17 protein-coding genes and 1 pseudogene are annotated in these 16,813 nt (G+C 60.4%); 7 read left to right on the top strand and 11 right to left on the bottom strand.

Annotated elements, in window-relative coordinates; all coding sequences use genetic code 11:
- Positions 1-39 precede the first annotated feature (39 nt).
- Positions 40-150, top strand: a pseudogene (locus tag ABJP42_RS13065) (IS5/IS1182 family transposase); the annotation flags it as partial.
- A gap of 84 nt (positions 151-234) precedes the next feature.
- On the opposite strand, the gene ABJP42_RS13070 reads toward ABJP42_RS13065, so the two are convergent.
- Positions 235-675: a low molecular weight protein-tyrosine-phosphatase gene (locus tag ABJP42_RS13070; protein WP_348341025.1), complete on the bottom strand. Its 441-nt coding sequence runs from the start codon at positions 673-675 to the stop codon at positions 235-237.
- Positions 676-737: 62 nt separating this feature from the next.
- On the opposite strand from ABJP42_RS13070, the gene ABJP42_RS13075 reads away from it, so the two are divergent.
- On the top strand, positions 738-1,442 hold the full coding sequence (locus ABJP42_RS13075; protein ID WP_348341027.1) for an NAD-dependent deacylase: 705 nt from the start codon (positions 738-740) through the stop codon (positions 1,440-1,442).
- Between the two features lie 100 nt (positions 1,443-1,542).
- Here the strand turns inward: ABJP42_RS13075 and ABJP42_RS13080 are convergent, their stop codons facing one another.
- The 4 genes from ABJP42_RS13080 to meaB all read right to left on the bottom strand — a co-directional run bounded on the left by ABJP42_RS13080 (position 1,543) and on the right by meaB (position 4,174).
- Entirely contained in the window at positions 1,543-2,025 is a 483-nt protein-coding gene (locus tag ABJP42_RS13080) for a copper chaperone PCu(A)C (RefSeq protein ID WP_348341029.1), read from the bottom strand.
- A 133-nt stretch (positions 2,026-2,158) separates the two neighbouring features.
- On the bottom strand, positions 2,159-2,509 hold the full coding sequence (locus ABJP42_RS13085; RefSeq protein WP_348341031.1) for a hypothetical protein: 351 nt from the start codon (positions 2,507-2,509) through the stop codon (positions 2,159-2,161).
- 121 nt (positions 2,510-2,630) lie between these two features.
- Positions 2,631-2,921: a 50S ribosomal protein L28 gene (rpmB, locus tag ABJP42_RS13090; RefSeq protein ID WP_348341033.1), complete on the bottom strand. Its 291-nt coding sequence runs from the start codon at positions 2,919-2,921 to the stop codon at positions 2,631-2,633.
- Between the two features lie 272 nt (positions 2,922-3,193).
- Entirely contained in the window at positions 3,194-4,174 is a 981-nt protein-coding gene (gene meaB, locus ABJP42_RS13095; protein ID WP_348341035.1) for a methylmalonyl Co-A mutase-associated GTPase MeaB, read from the bottom strand.
- 192 nt (positions 4,175-4,366) lie between these two features.
- On the opposite strand from meaB, the gene hrpB reads away from it, so the two are divergent.
- Positions 4,367-6,853: an ATP-dependent helicase HrpB gene (gene hrpB, locus ABJP42_RS13100; RefSeq protein WP_348341057.1), complete on the top strand. Its 2,487-nt coding sequence runs from the start codon at positions 4,367-4,369 to the stop codon at positions 6,851-6,853.
- Positions 6,854-7,004: 151 nt separating this feature from the next.
- Here the strand turns inward: hrpB and ABJP42_RS13105 are convergent, their stop codons facing one another.
- The gene (locus tag ABJP42_RS13105; protein ID WP_348341037.1) at positions 7,005-7,754 is read right to left on the bottom strand and encodes an SDR family NAD(P)-dependent oxidoreductase; all 750 of its coding nucleotides are present in this window, start codon (positions 7,752-7,754) and stop codon (positions 7,005-7,007) included.
- Between the two features lie 276 nt (positions 7,755-8,030).
- On the opposite strand from ABJP42_RS13105, the gene ABJP42_RS13110 reads away from it, so the two are divergent.
- Positions 8,031-8,489, top strand: coding sequence for an NUDIX hydrolase (locus tag ABJP42_RS13110; protein ID WP_348341039.1), 459 nt, complete (start codon positions 8,031-8,033; stop codon positions 8,487-8,489).
- Positions 8,490-8,582: 93 nt separating this feature from the next.
- On the top strand, positions 8,583-10,067 hold the full coding sequence (locus ABJP42_RS13115) for an inorganic phosphate transporter (protein ID WP_348341041.1): 1,485 nt from the start codon (positions 8,583-8,585) through the stop codon (positions 10,065-10,067).
- 25 nt (positions 10,068-10,092) lie between these two features.
- Here ABJP42_RS13115 and ABJP42_RS13120 read toward each other — a convergent pair whose 3' ends face one another.
- The 4 genes from ABJP42_RS13120 to ABJP42_RS13135 form a co-directional block, all read right to left on the bottom strand.
- Positions 10,093-11,127 (bottom strand): 2-dehydropantoate 2-reductase, encoded by a 1,035-nt coding sequence (locus ABJP42_RS13120; protein WP_348341043.1) that lies wholly within the window; start codon positions 11,125-11,127, stop codon positions 10,093-10,095.
- Entirely contained in the window at positions 11,124-11,717 is a 594-nt protein-coding gene (locus tag ABJP42_RS13125) for an isochorismatase family protein (RefSeq protein ID WP_348341045.1), read from the bottom strand. Before ABJP42_RS13125 ends, ABJP42_RS13120 begins: the two co-directional genes overlap by 4 nt.
- Positions 11,718-11,851: 134 nt before the next feature.
- The gene (argF, locus tag ABJP42_RS13130; protein ID WP_348341047.1) at positions 11,852-12,778 is read right to left on the bottom strand and encodes an ornithine carbamoyltransferase; all 927 of its coding nucleotides are present in this window, start codon (positions 12,776-12,778) and stop codon (positions 11,852-11,854) included.
- A gap of 105 nt (positions 12,779-12,883) precedes the next feature.
- Complete coding sequence (locus tag ABJP42_RS13135; RefSeq protein ID WP_348341049.1) at positions 12,884-14,059, bottom strand: aspartate aminotransferase family protein; 1,176 nt, start codon at positions 14,057-14,059, stop codon at positions 12,884-12,886.
- A 342-nt stretch (positions 14,060-14,401) separates the two neighbouring features.
- On the opposite strand from ABJP42_RS13135, the gene ABJP42_RS13140 reads away from it, so the two are divergent.
- Positions 14,402-15,307, top strand: a complete 906-nt coding sequence (locus tag ABJP42_RS13140; RefSeq protein WP_348341051.1) for a DMT family transporter — start codon at positions 14,402-14,404, stop codon at positions 15,305-15,307.
- Here the strand turns inward: ABJP42_RS13140 and ABJP42_RS13145 are convergent.
- Positions 15,297-16,127: an ABC transporter permease gene (locus tag ABJP42_RS13145; protein WP_348341053.1), complete on the bottom strand. Its 831-nt coding sequence runs from the start codon at positions 16,125-16,127 to the stop codon at positions 15,297-15,299. The two genes, ABJP42_RS13140 and ABJP42_RS13145, sit on opposite strands and share 11 nt — an antisense overlap.
- 162 nt (positions 16,128-16,289) lie before the next feature.
- Here ABJP42_RS13145 and ABJP42_RS13150 point away from each other — a divergent pair.
- The coding region (locus ABJP42_RS13150; RefSeq protein WP_348341055.1) for a GcrA family cell cycle regulator at positions 16,290-16,813 on the top strand (524 nt) is incomplete at its 3' end.

The following is a 16,813-nucleotide window of genomic DNA, read 5'->3' on the forward strand; positions in this document are numbered from 1 at the left end:
TGACATTGGGGCGCAATGCACTTTCAGGCAGTGAGTGGGATCATGTTTGGCCGGTTGAAAGACTGGCGGCGCGTGGCAACCCGCTATGACCGGTGCCCCAAGGTCTTCCTGTCTGCCATCGCTCTCGCCGCAACAGTCATATGCTGGCTAGGAGACATGAGCCTAGGCGCACCGCATCACCGGTGTTATCAGGGTATGCCTAGGTGGCCGGATTGTTGGGAAATTGCAACCAAGCTAGCCCAGATGCTGCTTCAAACCAGCAGCAGCCTGTTCAATCAGATCGATGCAGCCCTCAAAATCGCGCGTGTAGTATGGGTCTGGCACATGATCCATCCCTGCCCGCGGCGCAAAATCCGTGAACAGCCGCACCGGGGTCGTATTGCCAGCGGGGCGTAGTGCTTTGATATCTTCCAGGTTGCTCTGATCCATGGCAATTATCAGGTCAAACTCGGCAAAATCCGCAGGTCCAAACTGACGCGCCCGAAGATCTGATATCTCCACAGCGCGTCGCCCCAGCGCCGCCTGCATCGCCTCGTAGGGGGGGGCCCCTACATGATAGCTGGCAGTGCCCGCACTATCGGTTTCCACCTCAGGACAAAGCGCGCGAAACACCCCTTCGGCCGCCGGAGAGCGGCAAATGTTTCCTAGGCAGACAAACAGAATACGGCTAGGCATATGGCTTGGGCTCCTTCTTCGTTGCGTTAAGGATATGCAACTGAGGCAGAAAGGAAAAGCGCATGGCAAAAGGCAGCACAGAGAAGATTGTCTTGCTCACCGGGGCGGGTGTTTCCGCCGAAAGCGGGCTTGGCACCTTTCGCGACGAAGGCGGGCTTTGGGCGCAGCACCGGATCGAAGATGTCGCCACCCCCGAAGGTTTTGCGCGCGACCCGGACCTCGTGCATGGGTTTTACAATGCCCGGCGCGCCCAGGCCGCGGCAGCGCAGCCCAATGCTGCCCATCAGACGCTGGCCCGGCTCCAGGCGCAGCATCCAGGTGAAGTGGTGATCATCACCCAAAACGTCGATGACCTGCATGAAAAAGCCGGCAGCACCGGTGTTATCCACATGCACGGCAGTCTCTCAGGCGCGCTCTGCGCTGCCTGCTCTCATCGCTGGCAAGCCCCGCTGGAAATGCATCCCACCGATCCCTGCCCGCGCTGTTCCGCCCCCGCCACCCGGCCCGATATTGTCTGGTTTGGCGAGATCCCGCATGCCATGCAGGGCATCGAAGCCCATCTGGCCGAGGCCGATCTCTTTGTCGCCATTGGCACCTCGGCCCAGGTCTATCCGGCGGCCAATTTTGTCGAGGCCGCAAATAATCACAGCGCCGAAACGCTTGAGTTCAATCTGGAACCCTCAGCCATGGCCTCTCTGTTTGGCCAATGCCGCTTTGGCCCTGCCAGCCAAACAGTCCCTGCCTGGGTGGCGGAACTGATAGGCTAGCCACAGACGGCAAAAGCCCGCCACTCAGGGCGGGCTTTGGGCGCGAAGGAGGGCTGCAGCGCAGCCTGACGCCGCGCCCGTCCCCCCTTTTGACTGGGGCCTAGTTGTTGGAGTGGTTGTGACCGCTGCCGTGGGCAGGCTTGCGTTCCAAATCAACAGGGATCTCGATGGCAACCTCACCGGCGTTTTTGAACACAAGGGTGACCGGCACTACATCGCCGTGCTTCAGCTCTTGGTTCAGCCCCATGAACATCACATGGTCGCCGCCGCGCTGCAGCATATGGCTGCCCTCGGCAGGAATGGCAAAGCCCTCTTCCACATGCACCATCTTCATCACGCCATCGCCGCTTTCCATATGGGTGTGCAGCTCAACCCGCTTGGCAATATCAGAGCGTGCCTCAATCAGCTGGTCGGCCTCAGTGTCCATGTTCATGATCTGCATGAAGGCCGCGCCGCTCGTCGACATTTTGGCCGACACGCGGGCATATTGATCATGAACCATGATCTTGGCACCATCAGCAGCGGCAACACCGGCAAAAGACACCACGGCAGCGGCCGCAAACAATAGGGATTTCAGGGACATTTCTGTCTCCTTTCTTAGGGTTTGGATTTGGAATAGAAAAAGATTGTGCGAGGCCTCGGCCTCAGATCAGCAGCGTCAGGCCAAAATGATCAAGCCAGAAAGATCAGGCTAGAAGGATCAGACCAGAGGCGTGCTAGGCAGACAGAGGCGGGGCCCGCGCCAAAGCATTCAACGCCTGCCCGCCAAGGGCCTGCGCAGAAATCAAAACGCGATCAAAGTCCTGGCCAGCATAGGCTGGTAGTGCCAGACCTTCCGGGCCTGCCACCGCATCCAACAGATGCATCACACAATCGGGACAAAAATGCGGTGCCTCCGTCGGCTGGCCATCGCTATCGACATAGATGGTGACCGGGCCTTCAGTGGCGCAGATGACCATCTGGCCATCAGCGTCGCGGGCCCCCTTCATACTGGCCGAGGCATGCCCCGTCAGGGTCACCGCCAGGGCCAGAACCAGGGCCAGAGATATCCGCAGGAATCGCGCCATGGCAAATCTATGCCCCTGCCCGCCCTGCGCTGCAAGTTGTAAATGAAATGTGCCTATAACGGCAAAACGCCGCGCATCCCGGGGATGCACGGCGTTTCAAATTCTGACGTGATCAGAAAGATCAAGCTGCGGCAGTTTGTGCCTTAGCGATCTCTTTTTTCACCTTCAACGCAGCTGTAGACAGCTCTTCGTCTTTGGCTTTTGCCAGGAAGGCGTCCAGACCACCACGGTGGTCAACGGTGCGCAGAGCAGCAGCCGAAATCTTCAGCTTGATACCGCGGCCCAGAGTCTCGGACTGCAGGGTCACATCGTTCAGGTTTGGCAGAAACCGGCGACGAGTTCTGTTTTTAGCATGGCTGACATTGTTGCCAGTCATCGGGCCTTTTCCGGTCAGTTCGCAACGGCGCGACATAGGTTCATCCTTCGTATCTGGGGCAGCGCCCGGGGATTGCCCCGAATCATCTGCCATATCTCAAAGGGCGCGGCCAATGGCGGCGCCCGAAAACTGGTTGGATGCGTTTAGGAGGAATCGCCCCGAGGGTCAAGCCATATGCTGGGGTTTTGTGGCAGCACCCCGGTGAAATGGCTCAAGCCCGCTCCAACCCGTGAATTTCTCCTGTGCTATAGGCGCTTCGTGATGACTTGGCCAGCCCCTGCCGGGTGGCTTTTGGCAACAATCAGATCTTAACCCGCAACGCCCAGGCCCTTGAGCATATCCTGCGCTGCTGCACCAGGCGAAATCTCGCCCCCAGCGACCCGATCCGACAGTTCCGCCATGCGGGTTTCTGCCCAGGAGGTTTTCAGCCGCGCCAAGAGCGCCTGGCGCACATCCTCGCCAAACCAATACCGCGCCTGCTCTGCGCGGGTGCCCTCCCAATGGCCTTTTTCGCGACGCCAGTCCGTCAGGGTCTTCATATCTGCCCAGGCATCTTCCAGACCCGCCTCTTCCAGCGCTGAAACCGTCTGCGCCTTAGGATAGCCTCTCGGGTCCTGCGGCCGTTTGCGCAGCAGGCGCAGCGCCCCGGAATAATCCGCACAGGTGCGCATCGCTGCAGACTTCAGATCGCCGTCCGCCTTGTTGACCAGAATAATATCCGCCATTTCCATGATGCCACGCTTCACGCCCTGCAGCTCATCGCCACCCGCAGGGGCCAAGAGCAGCAAAAACAGATCTGACATCTGCGCCACCACGGTTTCCGACTGGCCAACCCCGACGGTCTCTACCAGCACCACGTCAAACCCCGCCGCTTCGCACAGGGCGACGGCTTCGCGGGTACGCCGCGCCACCCCGCCCAGATTGGTCTGACTGGGGGAGGGCCGGATAAAGGCCGCCTTCTGACGGCTCAGGTGCTCCATCCGAGTCTTATCCCCCAGAATAGACCCTCCGGTGCGGGCCGAGCTGGGATCCACCGCCAGCACCGCCACCCGCAGCCCCTTGGCCACCAGCATCATGCCAAAGCTCTCGATAAAGGTGGATTTCCCCACGCCGGGTGTTCCCGACAGACCAATGCGCAGCGCTTGCCGCCCGGATTTGGCCAAAAGATCCAACAACTCGGTCGCCTCTGCCCGGTGATCCTCGCGGCCGCTTTCGACCAGAGTGATGGCCCGTGCCAAGGCACGGCGATCCCCATTTAGGATTTTCTCACTCAGCTCGGCGGTCTTCATGCCCGGTCTCCAGTCTTTTACGGCTCGCAACTTTTCCGCCCTAATTGACGCAGCCCAAAAGCCATTGTCCAGTGCGAAGCTGCCGCAGGAGGCAAATCTCCGGCCCCTGCCCCAACACCACCCCTGCTTTGGACTCCAGCACTAGACCCCGGTCACAGCTTTGGCGATAAGCAGCCCATGACACAAACCGCCATGCCCCGCTTGCCTATTGATGACGCCCTGCCCGCGCTGATTGCTGCCCTGCAACAAAAACGCCGCGCCGTGCTGCAGGCGCCTCCCGGTGCCGGTAAGACTACCAAGGTGCCGCTGGCCATGCTGGAGGCTGGTCTGACAGAGCAGCGCATTGTCATGCTGGAGCCCCGCCGCCTGGCTGCCCGTGCCGCTGCCGAGCGCATGGCAGAAACCCTGAGCGAGCCCATTGGCCAAACTGTTGGTTACCGCATCCGCGGTGAGGCAAAGACCAGCAAGAACACCCGCATCGAAGTGGTCACCGAAGGCATTCTGACCCGGATGCTGCAGTCGGATCCAGACCTGCCCGGCGTGGGCGCGGTGATTTTTGACGAATTCCACGAACGCTCCCTGAATGCCGATCTGGGCCTCGCCTTTTGCCTCGAAGTCTCAGGAGCTTTGCGGGAGGATCTGATCCTGTTGGCCATGTCCGCCACTCTGGATGCCGCCCCGGTGGCAGAGCTGATGCAGGCGCCGCTGATCACTTCTGAGGGGCGCAGCTTTCCAGTCGAAACCCGCTGGCTGGAACGCCCGCTGGGGCCACAGGCCCGAAAACTGGACGCTCTGTGTGATCTGGTGGTACAGGCGGAAAAGGACAGCCGCGACACCAAGAAAGGCGCCCAGATGGGTGGCGGTATTCTGGTGTTTCTGCCCGGTGAAGGCGAAATCCGCCGCGCCGCGCAAAACCTCACCAACCGCCTGCCCGGCGATTGCCTGATCCAGCCGCTGTTTGGCGCCCTGCCCTTCAAGGACCAGCAGGCCGCCATTCGCCCCGCCACTTCTGGCCGCAAGGTCGTTCTGGCCACCTCCATTGCCGAAACCTCGCTGACCATTCAGGACATCCGCGTTGTGGTCGACATGGGAAAGGCACGGCGCGCGCGTTTTGATCCCGGCTCTGGAATGTCGCGACTGGTAACCGAAAAGGTCACCCGCGCCGAGGCAACCCAGCGCCAGGGTCGCGCCGGCCGTGTCGCCCCCGGCATCAGCTATCGGCTCTGGACCAAAGGCGAAGAAGGCGCATTGGCCGCCTTCCCCCCGCCTGAAATCGCCTCGGCAGACCTCACCGGGCTGGCGCTGGAACTGGCGCTTTGGGGCGCTGCGGCCGAAGACCTCGCCTTTCTGACCCCGCCCCCCAGCGGCACCATGGCAGAGGCTCGCAGATTGCTACAGATGCTTGGCGCATTGAACGATCAGGCCCAGATGACCCAACACGGCAAGGCGCTGGCCAGATTGCCACTACATCCACGCCTCGGCCATATGTTGCTGAGCGTTGTCCCAGAGGACGCCGCCCAGGCCGCAGGGCTGGCCGCACTCATGGCAGAACGCGACCCGCTGCGTGGCGCACCGGTTGATCTTGCACTCCGTCTAGACGCCCTAAAGGATCCCAAGGGCTTTCAGCGCAAACGCCCCTATCAGCTCTCCTATCCGGTAATCGACCGCATTCGCAATGAAACCCGACGGCTGCAAAAACAAAGCGATCAAAGACAAGGTGGCACAGGCAGGCTCTCCCCCGCCGCCATAGTGGCGCTCGCCTATCCGGATCGGATCGGCCAACGCCGCAAGGGCGATCAGCCTCGCTATGTCCTCTCTGGTGGCAAGGGCGTGGTGCTGGATCCGGGCGACCCGCTGGCTTCGGCCCCCTTCATCGTGGCGCTGGACACCGATGGCAACCCGCGCGAAGCCCGCATGCGTATGGCCACCCAGATCACCCCGGCAGAGATCCACGATCTGTTTGGCGAGCAGATCACTTGGCAGGACAATTGCCACTGGTCCAAACGCGACCGCCGGGTGGTCACCCGCCAGCAGCAATGCCTTGGCTCCATCACTCTGGACGATCGCCTGTGGAAAGAGGCTCCTGAGGATCAGATCGCCCGGGCGATGCTGGAGGGGGTACGCGACCTCGGGCTACGGCTCGACGGCGCCGCGGCGCGTCTGGCCGCACGTGTAGAGCTGCTGCGCGCCGATGGCTTTGACCTGCCCGATTTCTCCCTCGAGGGTTTGTTGGCAAGCCTCGACGACTGGCTCCTGCCAATGCTGAGCGGAGTGAGGTCCGCTGCCAACTGGAAACAGTTCGACCTGCTCCCGGCGCTGCGCGCGGCCCTCACCTGGGAGCAAACGCAGGTGCTAGACCGCGAGGCACCGGGCAGTTTCACCACCCCCCTGGGGCGCAAGATTCCGATCTCTTATGATAGCGAAGCGCCCGAGATCTCTGTCCGCCTGCAAGAGCTCTTTGGCGTCACCCGACATCCCAGCGTTGGCGGCCTGCCCTTAAAAGTAACACTTTTGTCGCCGGCCCAGCGACCGATCCAAATCACCCGGGACCTGCCCGGATTCTGGGTCGGCTCCTACGCCGATGTGCGCAAGGACATGCGCGCACAGTACCCGCGCCACCCCTGGCCCGAAGACCCCACCAAAGAAGACCCAACACTGAGAGCAAAAAAACGACGCTAGAGAGGGGGCTTTACCCCCTCGCGCCGGAGGCGCTCACCCCCAGGATATTTTTGGCCAAATGAAACCAGGGGGTCCTTTTCATTTGGCCAAAAATATCCCGGAGCGCGAGGCAGAGCCTCGCATCAGATCATGGCAGGAATCCGGCGTTTACTCACGACCGTAGAGCAGGCAATCCGATACCCGTCGCTTCGAATCCGCCATCCGCCGCCAGGACCTGCCCGGTAATGAAACTTGCCTTGTCAGACAGCAGAAAATTCACCGCCGCTGCGATTTCCTCCTCTGTGCCATAGCGGTTGAGCGGCAAAGCATCGTGATAGGCCGCGATGATCTCGGGGCTGTGCACTGCCATGGCCAGTTTGGTCGCCACCGGCCCCGGCGCCACTGCGTTGACCCGAATGCCCAGCTCCCCCAGTTCTGCCGCCTGCTGCAGGGTCAGATGGGCCAGAGCCGCTTTAGAGGTGCCATAGGCCACCCGCAAAGTGCTGGCGCGCAGGCCTGAAATCGATGTGATATTCACCACCGCACCGCCACCTTCAGCAGCCAAAAGCTCGGTAAAGGCTTGGGTCATTAGAAAAGGTCCATCGAGATTGGTCTCCATCACCCGGCGCCAGCGTTCAAAAGAGGTTTCCCGGATCGGGCCAAAATCAGCCACCCCTGCATTGTTCACCAACCCGTCCAGCCGGCTAAACCGGACAGAGACCTCTGCCAGCGCGCGGGCCACATCTTCGGGCTTTGAGACGTCCGCTTCAAGGGCAACCGCCTGTGGCAGCGAGTCTACAGCCTTGGCCAGTTCCTCCGCATCGCGATCCAAAAGCGCAACCTGCCACCCCTCCGCGACCAGACCACGCGCCGTTGCCAGTCCGATCCCCCGCGCAGCCCCGGTGATCAATGCAGTTTTCATAGCCTCTCCCCCCTTGATATTTTGCGACATCTCACCCCGGTGCACGCCAAAAAGTCAAGCTGGCAAGCCCCAAACAGTCCACTTAGCCTTCGTAATTTGACCACAAAAACCGCAACTTAAACGGGCACTTCTGCCGTCTCCGCCAAGTTTTAAGATCTAAACTGGTTGTACTTTATCCACAGCCCCCCTATTTTAAGGCTCATCAAGGCAGACGCGATTTAGCCGTGCGCAGCACGCGCGCAGGTAAAATTGCCAAAAAAAACAAGGGCAGCCACAATGAGCAATCTTCTGCTTCAGGCCTGGGAAGGCATGATCAAGCCTATTCTGTTCCGCCCCAAGCGGGTGCAGGTTGCGGCGCTATGCCTGCGAACCAACAGCCGTGAGAAAGAAGTTCTGATGATCACCAGCCGCGGCACCGGACGTTGGATCCTGCCCAAAGGCTGGCCAATCAGTGGCAAGGATGGCGGTGAATCCGCCCTGCAAGAGGCCTGGGAAGAAGCGGGCGTTCAAAAAGGCCGGGTCGAAGGCGACCCGATTGGTGCCTTCAGCTATGAAAAAGAGCTGAAAACTGGCCTGCCCGTGGCTGTGGAGACATTTGTTTACACAATCTGCGATATCGAACTGTCGGACAAATACCCCGAGGCGCAGCAGCGTGAGCGCAAATGGGTCCCTTCGCAGGAAGCGGCCAACCTGGTACGCGAGCCAGAGCTGCAGGATATCCTGCGTCAATTGTGACACTCACGCGACATTTTTGTGACAGTAAAGCTTGCCTCACCCGGCAGGCTCACTTAGTGCGTCCCCAAACTGCCTGCCAAAGGGACGACCACTGTGAGCACCCCATCCAACGACGCCGATCACCGCGAAACGCTTGACCGCGACCTGCATCGGTTCTCGCATCTTGAAACCGCCACCCAATATGTGGCCCGCCCGATGATTGCCCCCGGCATTGCCCTGGTGTTCATCGTCCTGGCCGGTCTCGGCGCTGCCATTTTCTTTGGCGGCAGCCAGACCAACCTGATCGTGGTGGCTGCGGCGGTCTTTGGCGCCTATATGGCGATCAATATCGGCGCCAATGATGTTGCCAACAACATGGGTCCTTCGGTTGGCGCCAATGCCCTGACCATGGGCGGCGCCATTGTGATTGCCGCTGTATTTGAAAGCGCTGGGGCACTTTTGGCCGGTGGTGACGTGGTCTCGACCATCTCCAAGGGCATTATCGATCCGGAGGTGGTGGCCACCTCTGAGATCTTCATCTGGGCGATGATGGCGGCGCTGATTTCCTCGGCGCTTTGGGTCAATCTTGCCACCTGGATCGGCGCACCGGTTTCGACCACCCATTCGGTTGTGGGCGGTGTCATGGGGGCCGGCATTGCGGCAGCGGGCTTTGCCGCTGTCAATTGGGCCACCATGAGCAAGATCGCCGCCAGCTGGGTGATTTCACCGGTATTGGGCGGTGTGGTTGCAGCGCTGTTCCTGGCCCTCATCAAGGCCAAGATCATCTACCAGGAAGACAAGATTGCTGCAGCCCGGCGCTGGGTTCCGGTTCTGGTGGGTATCATGGCCGGGGCCTTTGCGTCTTATCTGGCCCTCAAAGGCCTGAAACGCATCATCAAGATCGACATCCAGACCGCGCTGCTGATCGGCACCATGATCGGCGCGCTGGCCTATGTCATCACCGCGCCGCTGATCAAGCGTCAGTCTGAGGGCATGGAAAACCGCAACAAATCCTTGAAGGTGCTGTTCCGTATTCCGCTGGTGATCTCTGCCGCGCTCTTGTCTTTTGCCCATGGGGCCAATGATGTTGCCAATGCGGTGGGGCCCCTGGCAGCCATCGTCCATGCTAGTGAGTTTGGTGATTTTGCCTCCAAAGTGGCGATCCCGACCTGGGTCATGGTGATCGGCGCCTTTGGTATTTCCTTTGGTCTGTTCCTCTTTGGCCCCAAGCTGATCCGCATGGTGGGCAGCCAGATCACCAAGCTGAACCCGATGCGCGCCTATTGTGTGTCGCTTTCCGCTGCCATCACGGTGATTGTCGCCAGCTGGCTTGGTCTGCCGGTTTCCTCCACCCACATCGCAGTTGGGGCGGTTTTTGGCGTTGGTTTCTTCCGCGAGTGGCATCATGAGCGCCGCGCCCGTCAAACTGCAGAAACACGCCCAGATGAAAAACGCATTGCTCCCGAGGAACGCCGTCGCCGCAAGCTGGTGCGCCGCAGTCATTTCATGACCATTGCCGCTGCCTGGGTGATCACTGTTCCGGCTGCTGCCTTGCTCTCTGGCTGCATCTATCTGGTTCTGGCGGGCTTCACCCAGTAACGCGCCACCTTGGCGAGATCACGACCTAAATCTGGCCGGGCTCCATTTTTGGCAGCCCGGCCTGTTTCATTTCGGCCTGGCGGATCAACAGGATAACCACATCGCAGATCGGTGTCTCAACCCCATGGGCCTTGCCGAGACGTTGGATCTCCCCCTGCAGGGCCTCGACCTCGGTGACCCGCCCCAGCATCAGATCCTGCGCCATGGAGCTGCGCGCGGTTGGGTCAATTGTCAGCATCTTGGCGGCAACCCGGCTAAAAGCCCAATCCGGCAACCGCAGGATATGCGGCGTCATCCAGGCGGGCAGCGGCGTGGTGGACACAGGGTCAATACCAGCTGCCTGCAGCACCCGTAGGGCCTCTGCCATTTGGTCGGCCATGACGCGCCGCCAGGCGAGGCTTTTCAGCTGGGCCGCCAGGGGAATTCCAGACAGGGCATTAAGGGCATTGTTGAGGTTGATCAGCAACTTGCCCCATTGAACCCCCTCTATGTCAGGGCTTTCGACAACCGCAAGCCCCGGCACAGAAATGCGGCGATGCCAATGTCCTGGTCCTGCTTCGATGACGATGTCCCCAGAAGAGGCCCGATGAAAGCCGGGCTGCGTTGAATGTCCCGCATCGTCACGTAGGTTAGCGGGGATCACGTTAAACGGCACCATGGCGGCGCGGACATCCCGCCCCGGCAACATCTGGCGCAACAAGACCACATTGGTCATGGCGTTCTGAAAACTCAGAACCGGCGCAGTGGGCGGCGCGTGCTGGGCAATCAACTGCCCCATGGCGGCGGTGCCGCTGGATTTTACCGCAACGATCACCAGATCCGCACCTGCCAGTACCACCGGATCCTCGCTACAATAAAGTTGCTGGGGGGTCACATGCGTCTCCAGGCCAGCATAATCCGTGAGATCCATCCCCTGGTGAGAGATCGGCGCCAGAACCCGCACCCGTCCCAGCAGGGCAACCGGATGCCCGGCTGCGGCCCAAAGCCCGCCACAAAAACAGCCAATCGCGCCGGCCCCGGCAATCACAATCCGCTGTGGTTTGGCGCCCTGCTCGCTCATGCTGCTACGGTAAACCGATCAAGAACCTCTGATGTGGGCAGCACCTGGCCAAAGCCCGCCTGCAAGCCTGACAAGGTCACCTCCAAGACAACCTCCGGGTCGAGATCCCCCCCCTTGCGGGCAGGCATGGCAAAGGCGATGAGCGCATCTTCGACCACTTCGATCTGAAAGCCCAGATTGGCGGCTGAACGCGCGGTGGAATTGACACAGAAGGCGGCAACACCTCCAACGATCACCAGATTGGTAATGGACTTGGCCTGCAGATCCTCTGCCAGCCCAGTGCCAACAAACCCCGAAGACCCGGTTTTCCAAATCACAGTTTCGCCCTGCGATGGCTTGGCGCAGGCCATCGGCTGGCCAGAAGGCAGATCACGGCGGAATTTGCTTTCGGGGCGGGGATCATCATGCATCACATGGTAAACCGGCAGGCCCGCGCGGCGAAACCCGGCCAGCAACTGGGCGATGTTTTCCTCCGCCTGTGGATTGGCGCGCGGACGCCCTGCCGCCGTCACATTTGCCATCTCCTCCTGCATGTCGACAATCAACAAGGCCCAGCCTTGATCCATCTGTCGGCTCTTGTCTTGATCCATGAAAAAACCCTCGCGCCATTCAATAACGCGAGGGTTGCAGAAGTTTTTCAAAATGGCCAGAGGCCGCCATGGGGTGGTGCTGCAAAGTGCGACTTCTGAGACACCAGCTACACTCCTCTGAGAAATCCCAGAGGTTAAACCCCCAGGCACCAGCGCATGACGGCCTTTTGCGCGTGCAGACGGTTTTCCGCCTCGTCAAAGATCACCGATTGCGGTCCATCCATCACCGCCGAAGTCACCTCTTCTTCGCGGTGGGCCGGCAGGCAATGCATAAACAAGGCATCCGGCTTGGCATGGGACATCAGCTCGTCATTGACCTGATAGGGGCGCAGCATATTGTGGCGGCGCTCTTTGGAGGACTGGCTGTCATGCATGCTGACCCAGGTGTCGGCCACAATCAGATCTGCGCCTTCCACGGCTTTGAAAGCATCGCGTTCGATCACCACTTTGGAGCCGGCCTTACGCGCCAAGCCAACAAATTCTTCTTCCGGATCCAGCTGCGCCGGACCGGTGAAGGTGAGATCAAAGCCAAACTTGGCAGCCGCATGCAGGAAAGAGGCGCAGACATTGTTGCCATCGCCCGCCCAGACCACCTTTTTGCCCTTAATAGACCCGCGATGTTCCTCATAGGTCTGAATATCCGCCATGATCTGGCAGGGGTGGGTGCGGTCGGTCAGCCCGTTGATCACCGGGACATCGGCATATTCCGCCATTTCGGTGAGCACGGCCTCATCAAAGGTGCGGATCATGATCAGATCCACATAGCGCGACATCACCCGGGCGGTATCGGCGATGGTTTCGCCATGGCCCAGCTGCATATCCTTGCCCGACAGCACCATGCTTTGACCACCCATCTGGCGCACCCCGACATCAAAGGAGATGCGGGTCCGGGTTGAAGGCTTTTCAAAGATCAGGGCAACCATCTGGCCGGCCAGCGGTTGTTCGTCGTCCGCCATGCCTTTGGGGCGTCCCTGGCGCGCCTGTTTCATCTGTTTGGCCTGGTTAATGATACCGTGCAAATCCGTGGAGCTGGTTTTGTGGATGTCTAGGAAGTGGTTCATAATCTGTCGCTTTTTCTGTCACTTAGAGGGTGGTGGCACGGCGGGGGCTGCCTGCCCCCGCACCCCCGGGAATATTTGGGGAAAGATGATGTTAGGTCAGCCCATTCAAGACTGTTCGACCTGGATCGCGGCCTGCTCGAGGCGGGAGATGGCCTCGGCGATGTCCTCTTCGCTGAGCGTGAGCGGTGGCAAGAGGCGCACCACATTATCGGCAGCGGGCACGGTGATTACCGCATTGTCATAGCCTGCCTGGACCAGATCCATATTGGTGACCTTGCATTTCAGCCCCAGCATCAGGCCAGAGCCGCGCAGCTCTTCAAAGACCTCTGGATGGGCGGCAACCAGTCCGTCGAGCCGCTGGCTCAAGAGGCCTGCGCGCCGGTTCACATCGGCGAGAAAACCCTCTGACATCACCTCTTCGATCACCGCGCAGCCCACGGCGCAGCCCAAAGGATTGCCGCCGTAGGTGGAGCCATGGGTGCCTGCGGTCATGCCGGAGGCAGCCTCTTCTGTGGCCAGCACCGCGCCTAAGGGAAAGCCACCGCCGATGCCCTTGGCCACCATCATGATATCCGGGGTGATGCCCGCCCATTCATGGGCAAAGAGCTTGCCGGTACGGCCCACCCCGCATTGCACTTCGTCCAGGATCAGCAGGACGCCTGCCGCGTCACAGATCTGGCGCAAGGCCTTCATTTCCGCATCGGGCAGCGGGCGAATGCCGCCCTCGCCCTGGATAGGCTCAACCAGCACCGCTGCGGTTTTGTCGGAGATGGCATTGGTCACCCCATCGAGATCGCCAAAACTCAGGTGTACGAACCCGGGCAGCAGAGGACCAAAGCCCTTGGTCATTTTCTCGGTGCCTGCGGCGGCAATACCAGCTGAAGAACGGCCATGGAAGGAGCCATCAAAGGTGATGATTTCCACCCGGTCCGGCTGGTCCTTCTCATAGAAATACTTGCGCGCCATCTTCACCGCCAGCTCGCAGGCCTCGGTGCCGGAATTGGTGAAGAACACCGTATCGGCGAAAGTATGCTCCACCAGCAGATCCGCCAGTTTTTGCTGCTGCGGGATCTTATAGAGGTTGGAGACATGCCAGAGATTCTGCGCCTGGTTGGAGAGCACCTCGACCAGTTTGGGATGGGCATGGCCCAGAGCGTTCACCGCGATGCCAGAGCCCAGATCCAGAAATCGGCGCCCGTCCGCCTCGAACAGCCAGGAACCTTCGCCTTTTACGAACTCCAGCGGAGCACGGTTATAGGTGGGCAGTACGGACGGGATCATCGGATCATCCTTTTTCGAGAAGTTGAGGCCAAAGCAGTGCATGAGCCGGGCCTGGGGGTCAATAATGAGAGATTGGTTTTGTGCCAAAGCGCCGCAAAAGCGTGTTGGGCATAGATCAACGGGGCCGAATTACGCCAAACGGCGTCGGCGTCGCAACGAGGGGATATGCGTGGCTTTGATCATAACCCGGCTCCATAACGGAGCATCTGGCAGAATGAAACCTCTTTTGTCACCTCGATCAGACATTTTGCACAGCGCGCGATGCAGCAGTCACAGCCCCCCTGCCAGAACTGGCTGCAATAGCGCTTGCATTGGCGGCGCAGCCGCCACACCAGTAGCGACATGAGCATTTCAACTCCGCAAAATCCGCCTCTGGCCGCCGCGCTGATCATTATCGCCACGGTCTTTATTGCTGCCACCACGCTTTTGGCCAAGGCGTTGGGGACTGATGCCCTGGGCGAAGCCCTGCACCCGATGCAGGTGAGCCAAGGGCGGTTCCTATTCGCTTTCATCTCTATTTCCATGGTGGTGGCGGCCCTGCGGTTCAAACTGCAGCGCCCGGCATGGCGGTTGCATATTGGCCGGACCAGCTGCGGCTGGCTGGGCATCACCCTGATGTTTGCCTCGGTGGCGCATATCCCACTGGCGGATGCCACCGCCATTGCCTTTTTGAACCCGGTTTTTGGCATGTTGCTGGCGATCCCTTTGCTCAGCGAGCGGGTCGGCCCCTGGCGTTGGGGCGCGGCTGGGGTGGCTTTGGTCGGCGCGATGATCCTGTTGCGCCCCACCCCGGACAGTTTTCAGCCTGCGGCCCTCTTGGCGCTGAGCGCTGCGATGATCATGGGGCTGGAGCTGATTTTTATCAAAAAGCTGGCCGGGCGAGAGCGCCCCCTGCAGGTGCTTTGGTTCAACAATGCCCTTGGCATGGCAATTGCCACAGTGGCGGTGCTGCCAGTCTGGCAGATGCCCAGCCTGGCGCAATGGGGGGCGCTAGCAGCGCTTGGCACACTGATGGCCTGTGCTCAGGCCTGTTTTGTCAACGGTATGGCGCGGGCGGATGCGTCTTTTGTGGCGCCTTTCAGCTATGCGACACTGATCTTTGCAACGCTGTATGACTTTCTCGGCTTTGGAGTGGTGCCGGATGTCGTCACTGTTGTCGGGGCCGGCGTCATCCTCACCGGCGCTGCGGTTCTCGCCTGGCGTGAGGGGCGTCAGAAACCCAAAGCTGTGACAGATATCACGGCTTGAGGCGATAACCGCTACGTAGCATGGCCCAGGCCAGCAGGCAGATGGCAAAACTGGCCCCCGCACAGATTGCCATACCCAGATAGGGCGAGCCATCTGAGGTCCCAATCATGCCAAAGCGCAACCCGTCAATCAGGTAGAACACCGGGTTGATCTGCGCCAGACTGTGCAGCACCGGCGGCAGCGCTTCGATGGAATAGAAGGTACCGGACAAAAACGCCAAGGGCGTGACTATGAAATTGGTGATCGCCGCCATCTGGTCGAACTTATCCGCAAAGACCCCGGCGACAATGCCCAAGCCCCCGAGAAACAGCGCTCCCAAAACGATAAACACCAGGGCAATCAGCGGATACGCCGGAATGATCTGCAGCACCAGCGCCAGACCCAGGGCAATGCCGCAGGCCACCAGGGTGCCGCGCACCACCGCGCCGGCCAGATAGCCCAGCAGGATCTCCAGACCAGACAGCGGCGGCATCAGCGTATCAACGATATTGCCCTGCACCTTGGTGATCACAATCGACGAAGAGGTATTGGCAAAGGCGTTCTGGATCACCGTCATCATCATGATGCCCGGGGCCAGAAAATGCAGGAAAGGCACCCCCATGACATCGCCCCGGTTGGGGCCAATGGCGAGGTTGAAGATCATCAAGAACAGCGCCGCCGTCACCAGCGGGGCCAAAAGCGTCTGGGTCCAGACCACCAGAAACCGAGTGATCTCGCGCCCGGCTAGGGTTTGCAGCCCCAGCCAGTTCACCCGGCCAAACCGACGTTCACCCAGCGCATTCTGATAGCCGATGTGAGGCTCGGACTGGTGATTAGACATGTTTTCCCCGCCTTGAGTTGTGCTTTCCCTGCATAGCTGCTGGGATCTGAGGCGCAAGGTCCCTTGTAACTCTGCGCCCAGTGATTAAGATAGGGGACTGAATACGGAACACGATGGCGGCCGCAGGATTCTGGGGCCGCTATTAGCTTGGAAAGGCAACAGATGTCCTGGACAGACGATCGCGTCGAATTGCTCAAGAAGATGTGGGGCGAAGGTCAGTCGGCCAGCCAGATCGCAAAAGAACTGGGTGGGGTGACCCGCAATGCTGTGATTGGCAAGGTGCATCGCCTCGGCCTGTCCAACCGCGCCACCTCTGGTGCCAAGGCCGCAGCAGAGCCCAAAGAAAAGCCAGCGGCGGCGGCCAAGCCTGCACCAAAGCCCAAACCGCAGCCCAAAACAGAACCCGCGCGCCCGGTGACACCGCCCCCGGCGGCCACGCCCGCCTCTGACGCGCGCCCCTTGGTGCCTGCCCGCAAGCAGATCATTCCGGCTGGTCAGCCGCTGCCACCGCAGCCTTCCGCCAATGAAATCAGCCCTGAAGCACTGGCCAAGGTCAATGAGATCGAAAAGAAGGCCAAGAAGCTATCGCTGATGGAACTGACCGAGCGCACCTGCAAATGGCCGGTGGGGGATCCCGCTACCGAGGATTTCTGGTTCTGCGGCCTGCCCGTGCAACAGGGCAAACC

This window comes from Pseudophaeobacter sp. (genome assembly GCF_039971195.1).
GTDB lineage: Bacteria > Pseudomonadota > Alphaproteobacteria > Rhodobacterales > Rhodobacteraceae > Pseudophaeobacter.

What these genes read in the sequence shown, in the direction of transcription:
- ABJP42_RS13135 (WP_348341049.1), bottom strand. Translation starts at nt 14,059, where the DNA reads ATGATCCCGTCCGTACTGCCCACCTATAACCGTGCTCCGCTGGAGTTC.
- ABJP42_RS13085 (WP_348341031.1), bottom strand. Translation starts at nt 2,509, where the DNA reads ATGGCGCGATTCCTGCGGATATCTCTGGCCCTGGTTCTGGCCCTGGCG.
- ABJP42_RS13140 (WP_348341051.1), top strand. Translation starts at nt 14,402, where the DNA reads ATGAGCATTTCAACTCCGCAAAATCCGCCTCTGGCCGCCGCGCTGATC.
- ABJP42_RS13145 (WP_348341053.1), bottom strand. Translation starts at nt 16,127, where the DNA reads ATGTCTAATCACCAGTCCGAGCCTCACATCGGCTATCAGAATGCGCTG.
- ABJP42_RS13105 (WP_348341037.1), bottom strand. Translation starts at nt 7,754, where the DNA reads ATGAAAACTGCATTGATCACCGGGGCTGCGCGGGGGATCGGACTGGCA.
- meaB (WP_348341035.1), bottom strand. Translation starts at nt 4,174, where the DNA reads ATGAAGACCGCCGAGCTGAGTGAGAAAATCCTAAATGGGGATCGCCGT.
- ABJP42_RS13080 (WP_348341029.1), bottom strand. Translation starts at nt 2,025, where the DNA reads ATGTCCCTGAAATCCCTATTGTTTGCGGCCGCTGCCGTGGTGTCTTTT.
- hrpB (WP_348341057.1), top strand. Translation starts at nt 4,367, where the DNA reads ATGCCCCGCTTGCCTATTGATGACGCCCTGCCCGCGCTGATTGCTGCC.
- rpmB (WP_348341033.1), bottom strand. Translation starts at nt 2,921, where the DNA reads ATGTCGCGCCGTTGCGAACTGACCGGAAAAGGCCCGATGACTGGCAAC.
- argF (WP_348341047.1), bottom strand. Translation starts at nt 12,778, where the DNA reads ATGAACCACTTCCTAGACATCCACAAAACCAGCTCCACGGATTTGCAC.
- ABJP42_RS13110 (WP_348341039.1), top strand. Translation starts at nt 8,031, where the DNA reads ATGAGCAATCTTCTGCTTCAGGCCTGGGAAGGCATGATCAAGCCTATT.
- ABJP42_RS13070 (WP_348341025.1), bottom strand. Translation starts at nt 675, where the DNA reads ATGCCTAGCCGTATTCTGTTTGTCTGCCTAGGAAACATTTGCCGCTCT.
- ABJP42_RS13120 (WP_348341043.1), bottom strand. Translation starts at nt 11,127, where the DNA reads ATGAGCGAGCAGGGCGCCAAACCACAGCGGATTGTGATTGCCGGGGCC.
- ABJP42_RS13075 (WP_348341027.1), top strand. Translation starts at nt 738, where the DNA reads ATGGCAAAAGGCAGCACAGAGAAGATTGTCTTGCTCACCGGGGCGGGT.
- ABJP42_RS13125 (WP_348341045.1), bottom strand. Translation starts at nt 11,717, where the DNA reads ATGGATCAAGACAAGAGCCGACAGATGGATCAAGGCTGGGCCTTGTTG.